This window comes from Ferruginibacter sp. (genome assembly GCF_031391665.1).
Taxonomy (GTDB): Bacteria; Bacteroidota; Bacteroidia; order Chitinophagales; family Chitinophagaceae; genus Ferruginibacter.
The window spans coordinates 1-16201 of sequence record NZ_JANMUN010000068.1; the positions used below are offsets into that span (position 1 = coordinate 1).

A 16201-nucleotide genomic window follows, 5' to 3' on the forward strand; every position below is an offset into this window, starting at 1 on the left:
TTGTTATCCTGCAAAAGGGGTAATCCGTTTCAACAGCGTTTTTAATCCTGATAGCGCAAAAAGTTTATGGGATATTCCGAACATCCTTACCCAGAAATTTCCTGCAGAAGAATTTACAGCCACAGCTAAATTTTTATTTACACCAAAAACCAATGGAGAAAAATTTGGCTTGGTAGTTTTAGGTATGAGTTACGCTAACACTGCGGTAACCAAAAAAGCTGATGGACTTTATTTAAGTTATACTAAATGCATTGATGCTGAAAAGGGCAAACCCGAAGTGGAAACTGAAATAACAAAAATTACAGCCGGTGATCTGTATTTTAAATTAAAAGTAAGCAAAGGTGCTGTATGTACATTTAGTTACAGTAACGATGGTAAAACATTTACTGATATTGCAGAAACTTTTAAAGCAACACCGGGTAAATGGATTGGTGCAGCAATGGGTTTCTTTTGTACAAGAACACAAGTGATTAATGATGCCGGCTTTGTAGAAGTGGACTGGTTTAGGGTGGAGAAATGAATAGTGGATAGTGTCAATAGCTTTATTCGAAACACAATTCATATTCATTTATGAAGTATGAAAAAGTAGATACTTTATTTCCTGAGATTAAAAGTCGCCTGACTCTAAGGTGGGAGTTACTTGTATAGACCCAAATAAACAAACGCTCATTTTCTGTGCTGTTGGCTTGTAGCAACAAAAGCGAAATTTGATCTTTTAAATAGACAAGTGATTTTTCCCTTGAGCCATAGTCTGGCTCTTTTCTAATTCTTGCGCCCTGTATTCTTAAGAAATTATATAATTCTTTGGGATCCGCCATTAAAAGGTCATTTTTGGAATATAAATGATGATCGTAAAAGAAGAATAAACTATCCAATATTTTTTTTGTGGGTTTATTATAACGAAATGCAACATTTAGATAGGATTGAATTGCTGATTTTTTATTTTGAAATTCAAACTCACTCTCACCATACATTCTTGAAGAATTAATACTATTGTAAGCATCAATATTATCTGGTGAAATATAGCTTTTTGAATCAGAAGATTTAATTGGAGTTCTTATAAAAGAGTATGCACAAACTGGTTCTATTATCATTCCTGCATCGTTATCTATAAAATCAATGTAGAAATTCCGGGTAGTATTATCTTCAATTAAATAAACATTGAAAATGTTTTCCCGGGTTGTATCGTGTATTCCAAAATAATTATAAAACCTTATAAAACTTAAATTTAAAGGCTTGTAGTTAACAATATACAAGTTTGAATTAATTAAGGAGTCTATTTCAAGGCTATGATAATTTAATAATCTATTTTTTCTATAATTGGAATCTATCTTAGATGTATCAACTGTTATATGGAATTCATGTTTTAAATAATTTATAATTTCAGATCTATTTGAAGTATTTTCCTTAACGCCTTCGTTGTACTTTTTATTTGTGCAGGAAAACAAAAAAGGTATGATCAATAATAGAAGTCTCATAATTAATATTATAAAATTTAAAGAAAAAATATTGTTAATTTCCTCAGTTTTCTCTGCGCCTCTACGTGCCAATCACTTCCCCTTCTCCACAAATTCCTTCCTGTACATCGATGGTGTAATTTTCTTTATCTGCTTAAACTGTTTGGTAAAATGTGCCCAACTGTTATAGCCACTTTCGTAACAGCAATCCATTACAGTTTTATCAGTGGTAGTTAATAATTTGCAGGCGTGGCTGATGCGTAAATCCTGTAAAAAATTGAAATAAGTTTTTTTAATATTTTTTTTAAAGAAACGGCAGAAGGTGGGAATACTCATGTCTGCAATTTGGGCAACCTGCTGCAATGTTACCGGCTCTAAATAATGTTTAAAAGAGTAATCAATTATTTTATCAATAGCAGGATTAATATTATTATCTGGTGATGAAAAATCTTCCGTAACCCTTGCAAAGCTTGATGAAGTACTCATTTTTTGCAACGACTGCAGCAATAAATTAATTCTGTTAAAACCTTTCGCATTTTCCATTTCAATCAATAAAGCTGTAACTTCTTTCTTCAACTTATTTAATAATTGGATGGCATCATTTTTATTTAATAGTGTAAAGATGTTTTTAATTTCCGGGGCTAAAAAAAACGTTTCCCCAAAAACATCTTTTTTAAAATGTGCGGCAATGGCATCACCGGTAATTTTGTGGTGCCTTTTACGAAATGAATGAGGAAGGTTTCCGGCAATAAAATAAATATCTCCTGTTTTATATTCACCCACATAGTCGCCAATTAAAGCTGTACCATGACCTTCAGTAATCAATATCAGTTCATACTCCTCATGTTTGTGCCAGCTGGTTTCAAAATTTGGGGTTCTGTATTTGCGGCAGGCAAAAGAATGCTGCTCTTCAATATGTATTTTCTGAATTAGGGTTTTCATACTTTATAAATACTATATTATCAGTTATTGACTGTTAAATTAGTATAATTTGATAATATACCATCAATTAATTTTAAAATAGCAGTTGTGCATACGGCTAAAAAATTAAAAATTTGATATTCATTACGATTGTAAATTTAAGCCTGAAATAATTGAACAATATAATTTACGGAGCTGCATAAATATGAAACCACCAAAAGCTTTTTTATTCGATTTAAACGGAACTATGGTAAATGATATGCCATTTCACATCAGGGCATGGCATAATATTTTTCATCAGTATGGTAAAATGTTTTCTTTAGAAGAAAGCAAGAGAGAATGTTATGGAAAAAATGAAGAAATCCTGGACAGAATATTTCCCGGAAAATTTACACAGGAAGAAAAAGACCTCATCGGAATTACTAAGGAAAAAAAATATCAACAGGATTTCAGGCCGCATTTAAAATTGATTGACGGACTGGATGACTATTTAAAAAAAGCCGATACCGCAGGAATTAAAATGGCCATTGGTTCGGCAGCCATTTTATTTAATGTAGATTTTGTGTTGGATGGTTTAAACATCCGAAATTATTTTGGTGCATTGGTAAGTGCCGATGATGTGATAAAAAGTAAACCTGATCCCGAAACTTTTTTAAAAGGGGCTGCAGAATTAAATGTTGATCCGCAAAATTGTATTGTATTTGAAGACGCACCAAAAGGAGTGGAAGCTGCATTACATGCCAATATGAAATGTGTGGTAATAACAACCATGCATACAAAAGAAGAATTTTCTTCCTATACAAATATTATCGGATTTATTGAAGATTATAACAATGATATTTTAAATCAACTATTAAATTAAATAATGAGCAATACTGCATTTGTAATTGGTGTAGATTTTGGTACGGATTCCGTTCGTTCGGTTTTGCTGAATGCATCTAATGGAGAAGAAATGGCGTCGTCTGTTTTTTATTATCCAAGATGGAAAGATGGGAAATATTGCAACGCTGGTAAAAACCAATTCCGGCAACATCCTTTAGATTATACAGAAGGTTTAGAAGCCACCATAAAAAATTGTTTGCAAAAGGCGGGACCTGATATCGCTAAAAATGTAAAAGGCATTTCGGTAGATACTACAGGGTCTTCGCCGGTAGCAGTTGATAAAAGCGGGACACCATTAGCATTATTGCCGGGCATGGAAAATAATCCCAACGCCATGTTTGTATTATGGAAAGATCATACCGCAACCAAAGAAGCCGAAGAAATAAATATTCATGCAACAAAATTTCCCATTAATTATTTAAAATTTGTTGGCGGCATTTACAGCAGCGAATGGTTTTGGGCAAAGCTGCTGCATATTTTAAGAGCAGATGAAGCAATTCAAAAAAACATACATTCTTTTGTGGAGCATTGCGACTGGATTCCTTTTGTGTTAACTGGTGGTAATGATGCAGCAAAATTAAAACGGGGTGTTTGCAGTGCCGGCCATAAGGCATTGTGGGCCGCAGAGTTTGGCGGCTTACCGCCCAATGATTTTTTTAAATCACTCGATCCTTTGTTAGATGGCATTACAGATAAATTATTTACAGAAACATATACTTCTGCACAATCTGTTGGTACTATCAGTACCGAGTGGGCGCAAAAATTAGGACTGCCAAATGACGTAGTAATTGGTGCCGGCGCATTTGATTGTCACATGGGTGCGGTAGGCGGGCAAATTGAACCTTATTATTTAAGTAAAGTAATGGGTACATCTACCTGCGATATTTTAGTGGCGCCGATTGATGAAGTAAAAGATACTTTGGTAAAAGGTATTTGCGGCCAGGTAAATGGTTCTGTTATTCCCGGTATGATCGGTATGGAAGCAGGACAATCTGGCTTTGGTGATATTTATGCCTGGTTTAAAAATTTATTAAGCTGGCCAATCAATCAATTTATAAGTGATGAAAATGAAAGAGAAAAAATAAGCGATAAAATTATTGCCACATTAGCAAACGAAGCAGCAGCCATCGGATTAAATGATACTGATGAGTTAGCACTCGACTGGATGAATGGCAGGCGAACTCCTGATGCAAACCAGTTATTAAAAGGTGTAATTGCAAACATAAATTTAGCCAGCAACGCACCAAGAATATTTAAAAGTTTAGTTGAAGCAACCTGCTTTGGCAGTAAAGCAATTGTAGAGCGTTTTATTACAGAAGGCATTGCTGTAAAAGGAATTATTGCATTGGGTGGTGTGGCAAAAAAATCAACTTATGTAATGCAGACAATGGCAAATGTATTGAACATGCCCATACGCATACACAGCAGCGAACAAACCTGTGCCAATGGTGCAGCCATGTTTGCAGCAACGGCCGCAGGTATTTATAATAAAGTAGAAGATGCGATGAACGCCATGGGGCAGGGCTTTGAAAAAACTTATGAGCCGCAAGCTGATAAGATAGCTTATTATGCAAGGCGATACAAAATGTATTTAGATTTAGGAAATAAGATTGAAAATAAATAATGAATTGCCCCGGGCTTTAGCCCGGGATATAGATTCATAATGTATTAGGCTTTAGCCAAACCTGGTTGTTAGTGTGGAATGAATTTTGGCTAAAGCCTGTAGACATATATTATTTGCCCCTACCTAAAGGCCGGGGTAATTGAAAGAATGATTGAATTGTTTTTTAAAATATTATATTTTATCTTTTAAGGAATAAGTAAAAACAGTGATGAGTAATAAATATCAATATATACAACAGGAAGCATACGAAGCCAACATGCAATTACCCAAACTGGGTTTAGTGCTTTTTACATTTGGTAATGTTAGCGCTGCCGACAGAAGCCTTGGGGTATTCGCCATTAAACCAAGCGGTGTTGCTTACGAAGAATTGACACCGGAAAAAATGGTGATCGTTGATTTTGATGGCAAAACTATTGAAGGTGATCTGCGGCCATCATCCGATACATTAACACATGCCGTATTGTACAAACATTGGGGCAATATTGGCGGTATTGTTCATACTCATTCTACTTACGCCACCGCATGGGCGCAGGCACAAAGGGATATTCCAATATTTGGAACAACACATGCCGATTACAATACAGTTGATATTCCCTGTGCGCCACCGATGGATGATGAAATGATAAAAGGCAATTACGAATATGAAACCGGTTTTCAAATAATGAATTGCTTTAAAGTAAATGAATTAAAATACGAAGAGGTAGAAATGGTATTGGTAGGTAATCATGCGCCATTTACCTGGGGCAAAACTGCAGCAAAAGCGGTACACAACAGTGCAGTATTGGAATGTATTGCAAAAATTGCCTTGCTTACAGAGCAAATTAATTTTAATGCCCCAAGATTAAAAGACGCATTGATACAAAAACATTTTGAACGTAAACACGGCCCCGATTCTTATTACGGACAGTAAAAGTAGTCGAATAACCCCGACAGCGGTTGATACTGAGCGAAGTCGAAGTGCCTGTCGGCGATTAGTTAGAGTATTTAATTAAAAAACTAACTCAGCATTTTTAAAATAAAACGATAGTTAAATATGAAACATTTATCAATTCTTCTGGCAGCTTCTGTATTTTTATTTTCCTGCAATAACAGTACGGAAAAAACTGCAACTAAAAACGAAACCAAAATGAGCATCACTGAAAAACCTTTCGGCACATTTAACAACGAAACGGTAACAGAATATACATTAACCAATGCCAGTGGCATGCAGGTAAGTATTTTAAATTACGGAGGTACCGTTACAAAAATTATTACAAAAGATAAAGAAGGAAAAGATGGAGATGTTATTTTAGGCTACGATTCGCTGGCTGGTTATATTCAAAAAGGGAATCCTTATTTTGGGTGTTTGATTGGAAGATATGGTAACCGCATTGCCAAAGGCAAGTTTACATTAGATGGAGCTACTTACACTTTAGCCCAAAACAATAACGGGCAATCTTTACATGGCGGATTAAAAGGTTATGGTAAAGTAATGTGGAAAGCAGAAAAACAAACTGGTGACAGCAGTTTAAAATTAACTTATTTAAGTAAAGATGGCGAAGAAGGTTATCCAGGCAATTTGTCAATTGAAGTTATCTATACATTAACTGCAGATAATTCATTAAATATTGATTACGCTGCAACAACAGATAAAGCCACGCCAATTAATTTAACTAATCACTGTTATTTTAATTTATCAGCAGGAAAAGATTCCACCATCTTAAATCATGATTTAATGTTGAAAGCGGATAAGTTTACCGAAGTAGATGCGGTCTTAATCCCTACGGGTAAATTGCCTGATGTAAAAGGCACACCAATGGATTTTACAGCAGCAAAAAAAATAGGCAGAGATATTGATTCGGTAAAAGGCGGTTACGATCATAACTGGGTATTAAATAAAACCGGTAATGCATTAGAAAGTATTGCGACATTATACCATGCTGGCAGCGGACGTTTTATGGAGGTGTTTACTACAGAACCCGGCGTGCAATTTTACAGCGGCAATTTTTTAGATGGCACCTTAACCAACACAAAAAATAATCAACAATATGCTTTGCATGCAGGGCTTTGTTTAGAAACACAGCATTTTCCCGACGGACCAAATCAACCCTCATTTCCTAATACTATTTTAAAGCCGGGAGAAAAATACAGTCATACCTCATTATATAAGTTTTCAGTTAGATAGTTTATAGAGAAGTCTTCTTTTAAAAAGAAGACTTCTCTGTTAAAAAAATTGTATGAAAAATTATTTTTTATCAGCTGTGATTTTTTTAGGCTTGCCAGTACTGGCACAGCAAAAAGATTATGCCATTAAAGAAGTAAATTTTACGCAGGTAAAATTATCCGATAATTTTTGGTTGCCCAGAATAGAAACTAACAGAACGGTAACCATTCCTGCATCATTTGAACGCTGCGAAAATACAGGCCGTGTAAAAAACTTTGTAATGGCAGCGCAAAAGCAGGGAAAGTTTTGTACACGTTATCCTTTTGATGATACGGATATTTATAAAACCATTGAAGGCGCTTCGTTTTCCTTAGCAGTACATTCCGATAAAAAATTAGAAGCTTACGTAGATTCTTTAATTGTAATTATTAAGGCTGCACAGGAACCCGATGGATACTTATACACTGCAAGAACTATTGATCCCGTAAATGTAGGCAGTTGGGTAGGTAAAGAAAGATGGGAAAAAGAAAGAGAGCTCAGTCATGAATTATATAATGCCGGCCATATGTACGAAGCTGCCGCAGCACATTTTCTGGCAACTAAAAAAAGAAATTTTTTAGACATCGCTTTAAAAAATGCTGATTTGGTGTGCAGTGTTTTTGGCCCCGGAAAAAAATCTGTAGCACCCGGCCACGAAATTGTAGAAATGGGATTGGTTAAATTGTTTCGTATTACCGGTATAAGAGAATATTTAAATACGGCTAAGTTTTTTATTGAAGCAAGAGGGCATTACCCTGGCTATGATAACAAAAGTGCGGACAGTTGGAAAAATGGTTCGTACTGGCAGGACAGCAAGCCGGTTGTGCAGCAGGATGAAGCGGTAGGCCATGCCGTTAGAGCTGGGTATTTATATGCAGCTGTTGCAGATGTTGCCGCACTAACCGGCGACGACAGCCTGACAAAAGCCATTGATAAAATTTGGGAAAATGTAGTAACTAAAAAAATGTATGTTCAAGGCGGACTTGGTGCAAAAGGTGATGGCGAACGTTTTGGTGAAAATTACGAACTGCCCAACAACACTGCGTACAACGAAACATGCGCTGCCATTGCCGGAGTGTACTGGAATTACAGAATGTTTTTATTGCACGGCGATGCAAAGTATATTGATGTGCTGGAAAAAATGCTGTACAACGGATTAATTTCTGGTATTGGTTTAGATGGCAAATCTTTTTTTTACACCAATGCGATGGAAGTGCGTAACAGTTTTAATCATAAAGATTTTGAAGGTGCAAGATCGGGCTGGTTTGAATGCAGCTGCTGCCCCACTAATTTAACCCGTTTAATTCCTTCTGTGCCGGGTTATATGTATGCACAAAAAGATGATAACTTATTTGTAAATCTTTTTATCAACAGCACAGTTGATTTAATGGTAAATAATAAGCCCGTTAAAATTGAACAGCAAAATAATTATCCGTGGGATGGCAATTTAATTTTAAAAATAAATTCGGCTGCAACAAATACATTTAATCTATTGGTAAGAGTTCCGGGTTGGGCAAGCAACAGCGCCGTGCCATCCGATCTTTATAAATTTGAAACACCATCAAATACTAAAAGTGTAATTAAAGTAAATGGAATTGTAACAGATTTTGCCATTCAAAATGGTTATGCTGTAATAAACAAAGCTTGGAAAAAAAATGATGTGGTAGAAGTGTTACTGCCAATGGAGGTAAAAAGAGTGGTAGCTAACGAAAAAGTTACCAACGATATCGGCAAAGTGGCCTTACAGCGTGGCCCAATTATTTATTGTGCTGAATGGGCTGATAATAATGGTAAAACCAGTAACATTCTAATACCTGCCAATATTAATTTTACCACCGAATTTAAACCTGCGGTTTTAAATGGCATCACGATTCTAAAAGCCGAAGTACCTGCAGTAATTATAAATAATAACGAAACCATTTCAACACAAAAACAAAGTTTTACAGCCATACCTTATTACAGCTGGGCCAACAGGGGCAAAGGCGAAATGACGGTGTGGTTTCCAACACAGGTAAAAGATATTGAAATATTAACTAAATAATATAGCGCCTCGCAGAGAAGTCTTCTTTTAAAAAGAAGACTTCTCTAATGATAATCTGATAAAAATAAAAAAATGAAAAATAGTATCAGCACCAAAGGATTAGAAGTATGGTTTGCAACCGGCAGCCAGAATTTATATGGAGAAGAAACTTTAAAGCAGGTGGCAAAGCATTCCACCCTGGTGGCAAAATCATTTAATGATGCAGCAGCTATCCCTGTTAAAGTTGTTTTTAAGCCCGTTTTAAAATCCACCGAAGAAATTTACAATTTAGTTATTGATGCCAACAGTAATAAAAACTGTATTGGTATTATCACCTGGATGCACACATTTTCTCCTGCAAAAATGTGGATCAATGGATTAAAGATTCTCCAAAAACCATTATTGCATTTACATACTCAATTCAACCGGGATATTCCATGGGGCGATATTGATATGGATTTTATGAATTTAAATCAATCGGCTCATGGCGACCGTGAGTTTGGATTTATGATGAGCCGCATGCGTATGCAAAGAAAAGTGGTTGTAGGACATTGGCAGGATAAAAATGTAATAGCACAAATTGCAGGATGGACAAGAGCTGCATTGGGATGGAACGATTGGCAGGGAGCAAAATTTGTTCGCTTTGGCGATAATATGCGTTATGTTGCTGTAACCGATGGCGATAAAGTGGAAGCAGAATTAAAATTTGGTTACAGTGTAAATACCTGTGGCATTGGCGATTTAGCAGGTGTGATAAATAATGTAAAAGAAACTGCCATTACTAAGTTGTGCGATGAGTATGCAGCGCTGTATAAATTAATGCCTTCTTTAAAAAAAGGAAACAATCAACACCAGTCTTTACGTGATGCTGCAAAAATTGAAATTGGTATTCGTAAATTTTTAGAAGATGGAAATTATAAAGGCTTCAGCGATACATTTGAAGACCTGCATGGCTTAACACAATTGCCCGGCATTGCAGCGCAACGTTTAATGGCCGATGGTTATGGTTTTGCAGGCGAAGGCGATTGGAAAACTTCGGCATTGGTTAGAGCCATGAAAGTAATGGGAACCGGTTTGCCGGGCGGTAATTCTTTTATGGAAGATTATACTTATCATTTTGAACCGGGAAATGAAATGGTTTTAGGCAGTCATATGCTGGAGATTTGCCCCAGTATTGCTAACGTAAAACCCAGTTGCGAAATTCATCCGTTGGGCATTGGTGGCAAAGCCGATCCGGTGCGATTGGTTTTTAATGTAGCCGCAGGCCCTGCATTAAATGCATCACTAATGGATATGGGCAACCGTTTTAGATTATTGGTAAATACTGTTGATGCAGTAAAACCAACATTTGATTTACCAAAATTACCGGTTGCAAGAGTGTTGTGGAAACCGCATCCCAATATGCAAACTGCATGCGCTGCATGGATATATGGCGGCGGTGCACATCATACGGGTTACAGCCAAAATTTAACTGCAGAAAATTTAGAAGATTTTGCAGCCATGGCAAATATTGAATTTGTTTGTATCAATAAAGACACCAACATTTACAATTTAAAGAATGAATTAAAATGGAATGATGTATTTTACCAAATAAACAATAAATAAATTTTCTCATCACAAAACAGAAACTTGCTCATGAACAGTTTATCATCTTTAGACATGTTGATTTTTGTAGTTTATTTTTTACTGGTGGCCGGCTATGGTTACTGGGTATATAATAAAAAGAAAAAAGCAACCATCACAGCATCACACGATTATTTTTTGGCCGAAGGTTCACTAACCTGGTGGGCAATTGGTGCATCGCTAATTGCATCTAATATTTCTGCCGAACAATTTATTGGCATGAGCGGTAACGGATATTTTGTAGGTATTGCTGTAGCAGCTTACGAATGGATTGCAGCACTGGCATTAATTATTATTGCTGTTTGGTTTATCCCTATTTATTTAAAAAATAAGATTTACACCATGCCGCAGTTTTTAAAAACACGGTATAACGAAACGGTGTCGCTTATCATGGCCATCTTTTGGTTGTTTTTGTATGTGTTTGTAAATCTTACTTCAATTTTATATTTGGGTGCTATTGCAATAAGTGGATTGGTTGGGCCGGAGTATTTGCATACTATAATGATTGCGCTGGCAGTATTTTCATTAATAATTACATTGGGTGGAATGAAAGTGATTGGTTACACCGATGTAATACAGGTAGCAGTTTTAATTATCGGTGGCTTTGCTACAATCTATTTTGCTTTAACTATTGTGAGTGAAAAATTTGGTTTAGGTAAAGATGCGTTGGCTGGTTTTAAAACTTTGATGGATCAGGCGCCGGATCATTTTCACATGATATTAGATAAACCCACTGCAGCATCATCGCAGGAAGATGTAAATAAATATTTAATTCTGCCGGGAATTGCCATGTATTTTGCAGGCCAGTGGATAGTAAATTTAAATTACTGGGGTTGCAACCAGTACATTACTCAAAGAGCATTGGGTGCCGATTTGCAAACAGCACGTAAAGGAATTTTGTTTGCAGGATTTTTAAAATTGTTAATGCCGATAATTGTAATGTTGCCGGGTATTGCTGCTTATGTGTTACATAAAAATGGACATTTACCTGGCTTGAGCGGTATGGATGGTGCCTATTCTGCTATCCTTGGTTTTCTTCCATCAGGTTTAAAAGGATTGGCTATTGCAGCATTAACAGCAGCTATTGTAGCTTCGCTTGCCGGTAAGCTAAACAGCATTGGTACTATTTTTACTTTAGATATTTATATGAAATATTTTAAGAAAAAAACTCCGCAGATCAATACCGAAATTTCTAAAGGCGATGTACTGGAATCTGTTACTAATGCAAATTTTGGTAGAGAAGCCGAAGAAAAAAATATGGTTTGGATTGGGAGAATGGCGGCATTAGTTGCAATTGTAATTGCTGTTGTTTTTGAATGGAAAGATTTTTTAGGAATTAGCGGAGAAGGTGGTTTTACTTTCATACAAAAATATACCGGCTTCATCAGCCCGGGTGTATTTGCAATGTTTATTTTGGGTATGTTTTGGAAACGCACTACAGGTGCGGCGGCTGTTGCTGGTTTAATTACCGGTTTTGCAATGGCAATATTCTTCAACAGTTTTGCTGTATCAGTTTTCGGTCACGAAAATTTTATGTACACTGCGTTTAAAAATAATGATGGTGTGTACGAAATACCTTTCTTAATTAATATGGGCTGGGCTTTCTTTATTACTATGGCAGTAATGATTGCTATTAGTCTAGCCGGGCCTAAAGTAAATCCTAAAGCTTTTGAGCTGGATAAATCAATGTTTAAACTAAGCCCGCCTGTTATTGCAATGATTGTAGCAACATTGCTTATACTGGTAGCTTTGTATGTTAAGTTTTGGTAGAAAAATGAAGATCAATAATAAAAAATCCCTCCATAATTTTTGTGGAGGGATTTTTATTTGACACATAAAATTATTAATGCTTCAGCGGCCTTTTCTTTATCATGCCGCCTTTAGTATCTTTAATGCTGCTCATTACCACAAATGCATTGGGATCAATTTTTTCTATTTCAGAGTTAAGGCGGTTCAACTCTAATCTTGTAACTACGGTATAAACAATATCAATATTTTTCGATTCGCCACTTTTTCCAAAACCACGTTTGCCATTGTAAACAGTTACGCCCCGGCCAATAGTGCTTACTATCATTTCTCTTATTTCTTCATTGTGAGAAGAGATGATGGTTACTCCCATATATTCTTCAATTCCCTCAATAATAAAATCGAGCGTTTTTGATGCTGATAGATATGTAACCATGGAGTACAATGCAATTTCAACAGATAAAAAATAGGCAGCTGCAGAAAATATGATAACGTTGATAAGGATAATGATATCGCCGATGGTAGTACCTAATTTGCGGCTTAAAAATATGGCGAGCACTTCGGTGCCATCAATAACGGCGCCACCCCTTACCGATAAACCAATGCCGGCACCCAAAAAAAAACCACCAAACAATGCCACTAATAAATTGTCTTTTGTAACATCCGGAAAAGTTACCGTTGCAACTACCAATGCAAGGCCGCAAATAGCCAATGCTGTTTTTATTGCAAAGGCTTTACCTAAAATTTTATAGCCGAGTATTATAAAAGGTATGTTTATCAATATTAATAAAACATACAGCGGCACTTTTGTTAGGGCAGAAATTAAAAGTGAAATGCCGGTAGCACCACCATCAATAAAATGATTGGTTAATAAAAAACCTTTAAACCCAAACGCAGCAGAAAAAATACCCAGTGTTATCAGTATAAAATCTTTTATGTTACGGATAACGATCAGCTTCAATTCCCACATGCCTTTGGCAAGTTCAAACTTACTGTAACTTTTATCCTTATCGGGATTATTGCTTTTGTGTTTAAGCGTTGTTTTAATTACAATATGTGTCCAGAAGGGGTTCATTTTTTTTGCAGAAATTTATCCTTAAAGTTAGCACTTATGTAATTACAGTGTTGCGGATACTATTTTGCAATTAACTTCCCTTTTTTATACGCAATTTCCAGGTACAATTAAAAGAAATGTAATGCTGATAACTAACAGCAGGTTTAAAACTTGTATTTAATAAACCGGGTTGGTAAAGTACACCCAGCCTGCAATTATTTGCTACTCTGTATTGTGCAGAAAGACTTAAGCCAATGTTTATATTGCTCTTTCTTTTATAAAAAGTAGTAGCACTGTCTAGAGTAATTTTTGACCATGTTAACTTAGATACATTAATACCATAACCCAAATCAAAACTTCCAACTGCGTTATTATTTTTTACACTGGCATATATTGTACTTCCGGTTTCATAATAACCGGGGCCAAAATGTTCTGCAAATACATCTGTTGCTGCGCCAATATTTACGGATAAAAAATGATTAGTGCTGTAAAAATAATCTATACCTGCCTCCAAACCATAGATGCCTGCTGAATTATATTTTCCACTGCTGTCAATCATATTAAATACTGTGGTAAAAGGCAGCGATAGAGAAAGATTGATGGCGCCTTTTTTTATTGGGGCAAATCTTTTAATGGTAATACTAGAGTCTTCAACTGAAACGTAACTGCTTTGCTGATACGTAAACCGTTTTACATTATCTCTGTCAATTAGCATACCAATACCGTAATTGGCTGCAATATTATACCAGTAAGCAAAAGAGTTTTTAGGTTTTAAAACAATTACTTTTTTTGTACTGTCAGTTTGTACAGTAATGACAAGCGGAGTGTTGCTTCGCTTAACAAAGTATTCTTTTCGGGCATTGGTGTGTTTTGATGAATCCATTAAAACTGCTTTCTCCACCGAAATAACTTTTATGTTTTTATCAGTAGCAATAAAAATATTTTGTAGCGGTTGGTTTATAATTGTGGCACAGGAAGAAAGAAAAAATAGTAAGACCACAGTATGATATTTTTTAATCCATTCAATCATGCTGATAATTTCTTGCTCGAATGCAATTGTTATGGTCATACTCTGGTACAGATGCAATTAAAGTAATGATTGTTGCTTGAGAATTTTATTTTTTTTGCAATTAGCTTATTTGTTTTTGCTACAAAATTTACAAATAAAAAAGCCGCACAATGTGTACGGCTCTTTCTTATAAAAAACATTAAAACTATTCAACAGTAAAAGTAATTTTATTATCACCCCAAACTAATGTTACCAGCCCGGCTTTGTCAATTGTAAAGGTCATTTTTTCTGCAAAGGCAGGTGCTTTTTCCACCTTTACATCTACACGTAACGCATCATCGGCCTGCTTATAATTAAAAGCGCCCCATTGCTTCCAGGTTTTATTAAAAATAATTGTCCAATTATCTTTACCCGAAATAGTAAACAAACCATATTTACCGGCGGGCAATTCTTTACCATTTATTTTAACTGCTTTGCTGGTTTCAAAAACGGTGGCTTCGTTGGCACCGGTACGCCACACTTCACCATCTTTTGGTTCAATGTCTTTACCAATGGTTCGGCCTTTTATTGACGGCTGACTGTAATCAATATTAATTAATGCTCCAGAAGTTAACTCCTGTGTGGCCACTGCAGGCGGACTGGGGCGTTTACTTTTATCCTGTTGTGCATTGGCGGTGTTTGTAAACAAAGATGTTAAAAGCATTGCAACTGCTGCTATCTTTTTCATAAATATTTTTTTTGAGTGAAAAGAAATGTAATTTATAATTTTTAAATCAATTGATACTTACCGTTGCTCAAAATTATTTATAAAATCTGTTGGGGTAATTTATAGAGAAAACCTGTGCAGCAAGATCTTTTTATTTAGTATCCAGATATGGGAATTGGGGTCGTTGGGCTCTGTGAAAAAAAGATCAATATGGCCGTGATAACTGGAATCGGATTTTAATAATTCTCTTTTAACCGAATCATCAAGCCAGTTAAAATTAAATTCTTCCTTATTGTAATTGGGGGCATTCCAGTCTGCCCGTTTATAAAAATTCATAATAGAAGCAAAGGTAGCAGCGTCGAAATATAAAATGGCTTCCAGCTTAAAGTCGGATGGGCCCGGTACAGATAATCTTTCTCCACCTCCCGAATTATCAATAAATGTATATTGGAATTTAACGTGGTAAGGCTTATGTTTTTTAAGATTTAAAAGTTTGACAAGTTTAGCTGTATCTGATGAAAGGGTAGTAGTAATATTCCCGTTTTTTATGGTTGTTTCAGCAGAGGCAAATTCACCAATGGAATCTTTAGGATTATCTTTTATTGCAGCAGGCTGGTTACAATTAAAATTTAAACAGCAGTAACAGCAAAATCCAAAAACTAATAAAATATGGATGAAGATTTTACTCATTTAATAATTGTTTCATAAATATACAAACCGTTTACTTCAATAAATTAAAATCTTAATTTTTATGTATTGCTTTTAATTTCTGCATCACTACCTTAAAAGCAGTGTTTGGCAGGTGTATGAAAATGGGGGAAAATGTAATTATACTGCAACTTTTATTCAAAATCAAAACAATTAAACAGGCTTATGAATTACATAAAAAAAGATTAATGCTGCCAATCACTATTTTTTTTTATTCAAAATTATTCCAACTAATCTAGTGATGTCGCATTATCCATTTAATATGCCGT

General features: G+C 35.5%; 14 protein-coding genes. 8 read left to right on the top strand and 6 right to left on the bottom strand.

The window, feature by feature from the left end; all coding sequences use genetic code 11:
• A partial coding sequence (locus ACY651_RS04920; RefSeq protein WP_462250299.1) for a beta-xylosidase family glycoside hydrolase occupies window positions 1-520 on the top strand: 520 nt, incomplete at its 5' end.
• A 22-nt stretch (window positions 521-542) separates the two neighbouring features.
• Here ACY651_RS04920 and ACY651_RS04925 read toward each other — a convergent pair.
• Both ACY651_RS04925 and ACY651_RS04930 read right to left on the bottom strand, forming a co-directional pair.
• A complete protein-coding gene (locus tag ACY651_RS04925; protein WP_462250301.1) occupies window positions 543-1478 on the bottom strand; it encodes a hypothetical protein in 936 nt (311 codons plus the stop codon).
• Window positions 1479-1550: 72 nt separating this feature from the next.
• Window positions 1551-2399 (bottom strand): AraC family transcriptional regulator, encoded by an 849-nt coding sequence (locus ACY651_RS04930; protein WP_462250303.1) that lies wholly within the window; start codon window positions 2397-2399, stop codon window positions 1551-1553.
• Between the two features lie 184 nt (window positions 2400-2583).
• On the opposite strand from ACY651_RS04930, the gene ACY651_RS04935 reads away from it, so the two are divergent.
• From ACY651_RS04935 to ACY651_RS04965, 7 genes are all read left to right on the top strand, one after another.
• Window positions 2584-3240, top strand: coding sequence for an HAD family hydrolase (locus ACY651_RS04935; RefSeq protein ID WP_462250305.1), 657 nt, complete (start codon window positions 2584-2586; stop codon window positions 3238-3240).
• Window positions 3241-3243: 3 nt separating this feature from the next.
• The gene (locus ACY651_RS04940) at window positions 3244-4884 is read left to right on the top strand and encodes a ribulokinase (RefSeq protein WP_462250307.1); all 1641 of its coding nucleotides are present in this window, start codon (window positions 3244-3246) and stop codon (window positions 4882-4884) included.
• A gap of 208 nt (window positions 4885-5092) precedes the next feature.
• Window positions 5093-5794, top strand: a complete 702-nt coding sequence (locus tag ACY651_RS04945; RefSeq protein ID WP_462250309.1) for an L-ribulose-5-phosphate 4-epimerase — start codon at window positions 5093-5095, stop codon at window positions 5792-5794.
• A 123-nt stretch (window positions 5795-5917) separates the two neighbouring features.
• Window positions 5918-7048 (top strand): aldose epimerase family protein, encoded by a 1131-nt coding sequence (locus ACY651_RS04950; protein ID WP_462250311.1) that lies wholly within the window; start codon window positions 5918-5920, stop codon window positions 7046-7048.
• Between the two features lie 52 nt (window positions 7049-7100).
• Window positions 7101-9107, top strand: a complete 2007-nt coding sequence (locus ACY651_RS04955) for a glycoside hydrolase family 127 protein (protein ID WP_462250313.1) — start codon at window positions 7101-7103, stop codon at window positions 9105-9107.
• Between the two features lie 72 nt (window positions 9108-9179).
• Window positions 9180-10691, top strand: coding sequence for an L-arabinose isomerase (araA, locus tag ACY651_RS04960; protein ID WP_462250315.1), 1512 nt, complete (start codon window positions 9180-9182; stop codon window positions 10689-10691).
• Between the two features lie 30 nt (window positions 10692-10721).
• Entirely contained in the window at window positions 10722-12479 is a 1758-nt protein-coding gene (locus tag ACY651_RS04965; RefSeq protein ID WP_462250317.1) for a sodium:solute symporter family transporter, read from the top strand.
• A gap of 73 nt (window positions 12480-12552) precedes the next feature.
• Here the strand turns inward: ACY651_RS04965 and ACY651_RS04970 are convergent, their stop codons facing one another.
• The 4 genes from ACY651_RS04970 to ACY651_RS04985 all read right to left on the bottom strand — a co-directional run bounded on the left by ACY651_RS04970 (window position 12553) and on the right by ACY651_RS04985 (window position 15914).
• Window positions 12553-13530, bottom strand: a complete 978-nt coding sequence (locus tag ACY651_RS04970) for a YitT family protein (RefSeq protein ID WP_462250319.1) — start codon at window positions 13528-13530, stop codon at window positions 12553-12555.
• 70 nt (window positions 13531-13600) lie between these two features.
• Entirely contained in the window at window positions 13601-14578 is a 978-nt protein-coding gene (locus tag ACY651_RS04975) for a hypothetical protein (RefSeq protein WP_462250321.1), read from the bottom strand.
• Window positions 14579-14723: 145 nt separating this feature from the next.
• Window positions 14724-15245 (bottom strand): DUF2911 domain-containing protein, encoded by a 522-nt coding sequence (locus tag ACY651_RS04980; protein ID WP_462250323.1) that lies wholly within the window; start codon window positions 15243-15245, stop codon window positions 14724-14726.
• A gap of 99 nt (window positions 15246-15344) precedes the next feature.
• A complete protein-coding gene (locus ACY651_RS04985; protein ID WP_462250325.1) occupies window positions 15345-15914 on the bottom strand; it encodes a hypothetical protein in 570 nt (189 codons plus the stop codon).
• Window positions 15915-16201 lie beyond the last annotated feature (287 nt).

Bases quoted from the DNA above. Each gene is read 5' to 3' on its own strand.
- araA (WP_462250315.1), top strand. From the start codon at position 9,180: ATGAAAAATAGTATCAGCACCAAAGGATTAGAAGTATGGTTTGCAACC.
- ACY651_RS04930 (WP_462250303.1), bottom strand. From the start codon at position 2,399: ATGAAAACCCTAATTCAGAAAATACATATTGAAGAGCAGCATTCTTTT.
- ACY651_RS04985 (WP_462250325.1), bottom strand. From the start codon at position 15,914: ATGAGTAAAATCTTCATCCATATTTTATTAGTTTTTGGATTTTGCTGT.
- ACY651_RS04965 (WP_462250317.1), top strand. From the start codon at position 10,722: ATGAACAGTTTATCATCTTTAGACATGTTGATTTTTGTAGTTTATTTT.
- ACY651_RS04945 (WP_462250309.1), top strand. From the start codon at position 5,093: ATGAGTAATAAATATCAATATATACAACAGGAAGCATACGAAGCCAAC.
- ACY651_RS04970 (WP_462250319.1), bottom strand. From the start codon at position 13,530: ATGAACCCCTTCTGGACACATATTGTAATTAAAACAACGCTTAAACAC.
- ACY651_RS04980 (WP_462250323.1), bottom strand. From the start codon at position 15,245: ATGAAAAAGATAGCAGCAGTTGCAATGCTTTTAACATCTTTGTTTACA.
- ACY651_RS04955 (WP_462250313.1), top strand. From the start codon at position 7,101: ATGAAAAATTATTTTTTATCAGCTGTGATTTTTTTAGGCTTGCCAGTA.
- ACY651_RS04975 (WP_462250321.1), bottom strand. From the start codon at position 14,578: ATGACCATAACAATTGCATTCGAGCAAGAAATTATCAGCATGATTGAA.
- ACY651_RS04940 (WP_462250307.1), top strand. From the start codon at position 3,244: ATGAGCAATACTGCATTTGTAATTGGTGTAGATTTTGGTACGGATTCC.
- ACY651_RS04935 (WP_462250305.1), top strand. From the start codon at position 2,584: ATGAAACCACCAAAAGCTTTTTTATTCGATTTAAACGGAACTATGGTA.
- ACY651_RS04950 (WP_462250311.1), top strand. From the start codon at position 5,918: ATGAAACATTTATCAATTCTTCTGGCAGCTTCTGTATTTTTATTTTCC.
- ACY651_RS04925 (WP_462250301.1), bottom strand. From the start codon at position 1,478: ATGAGACTTCTATTATTGATCATACCTTTTTTGTTTTCCTGCACAAAT.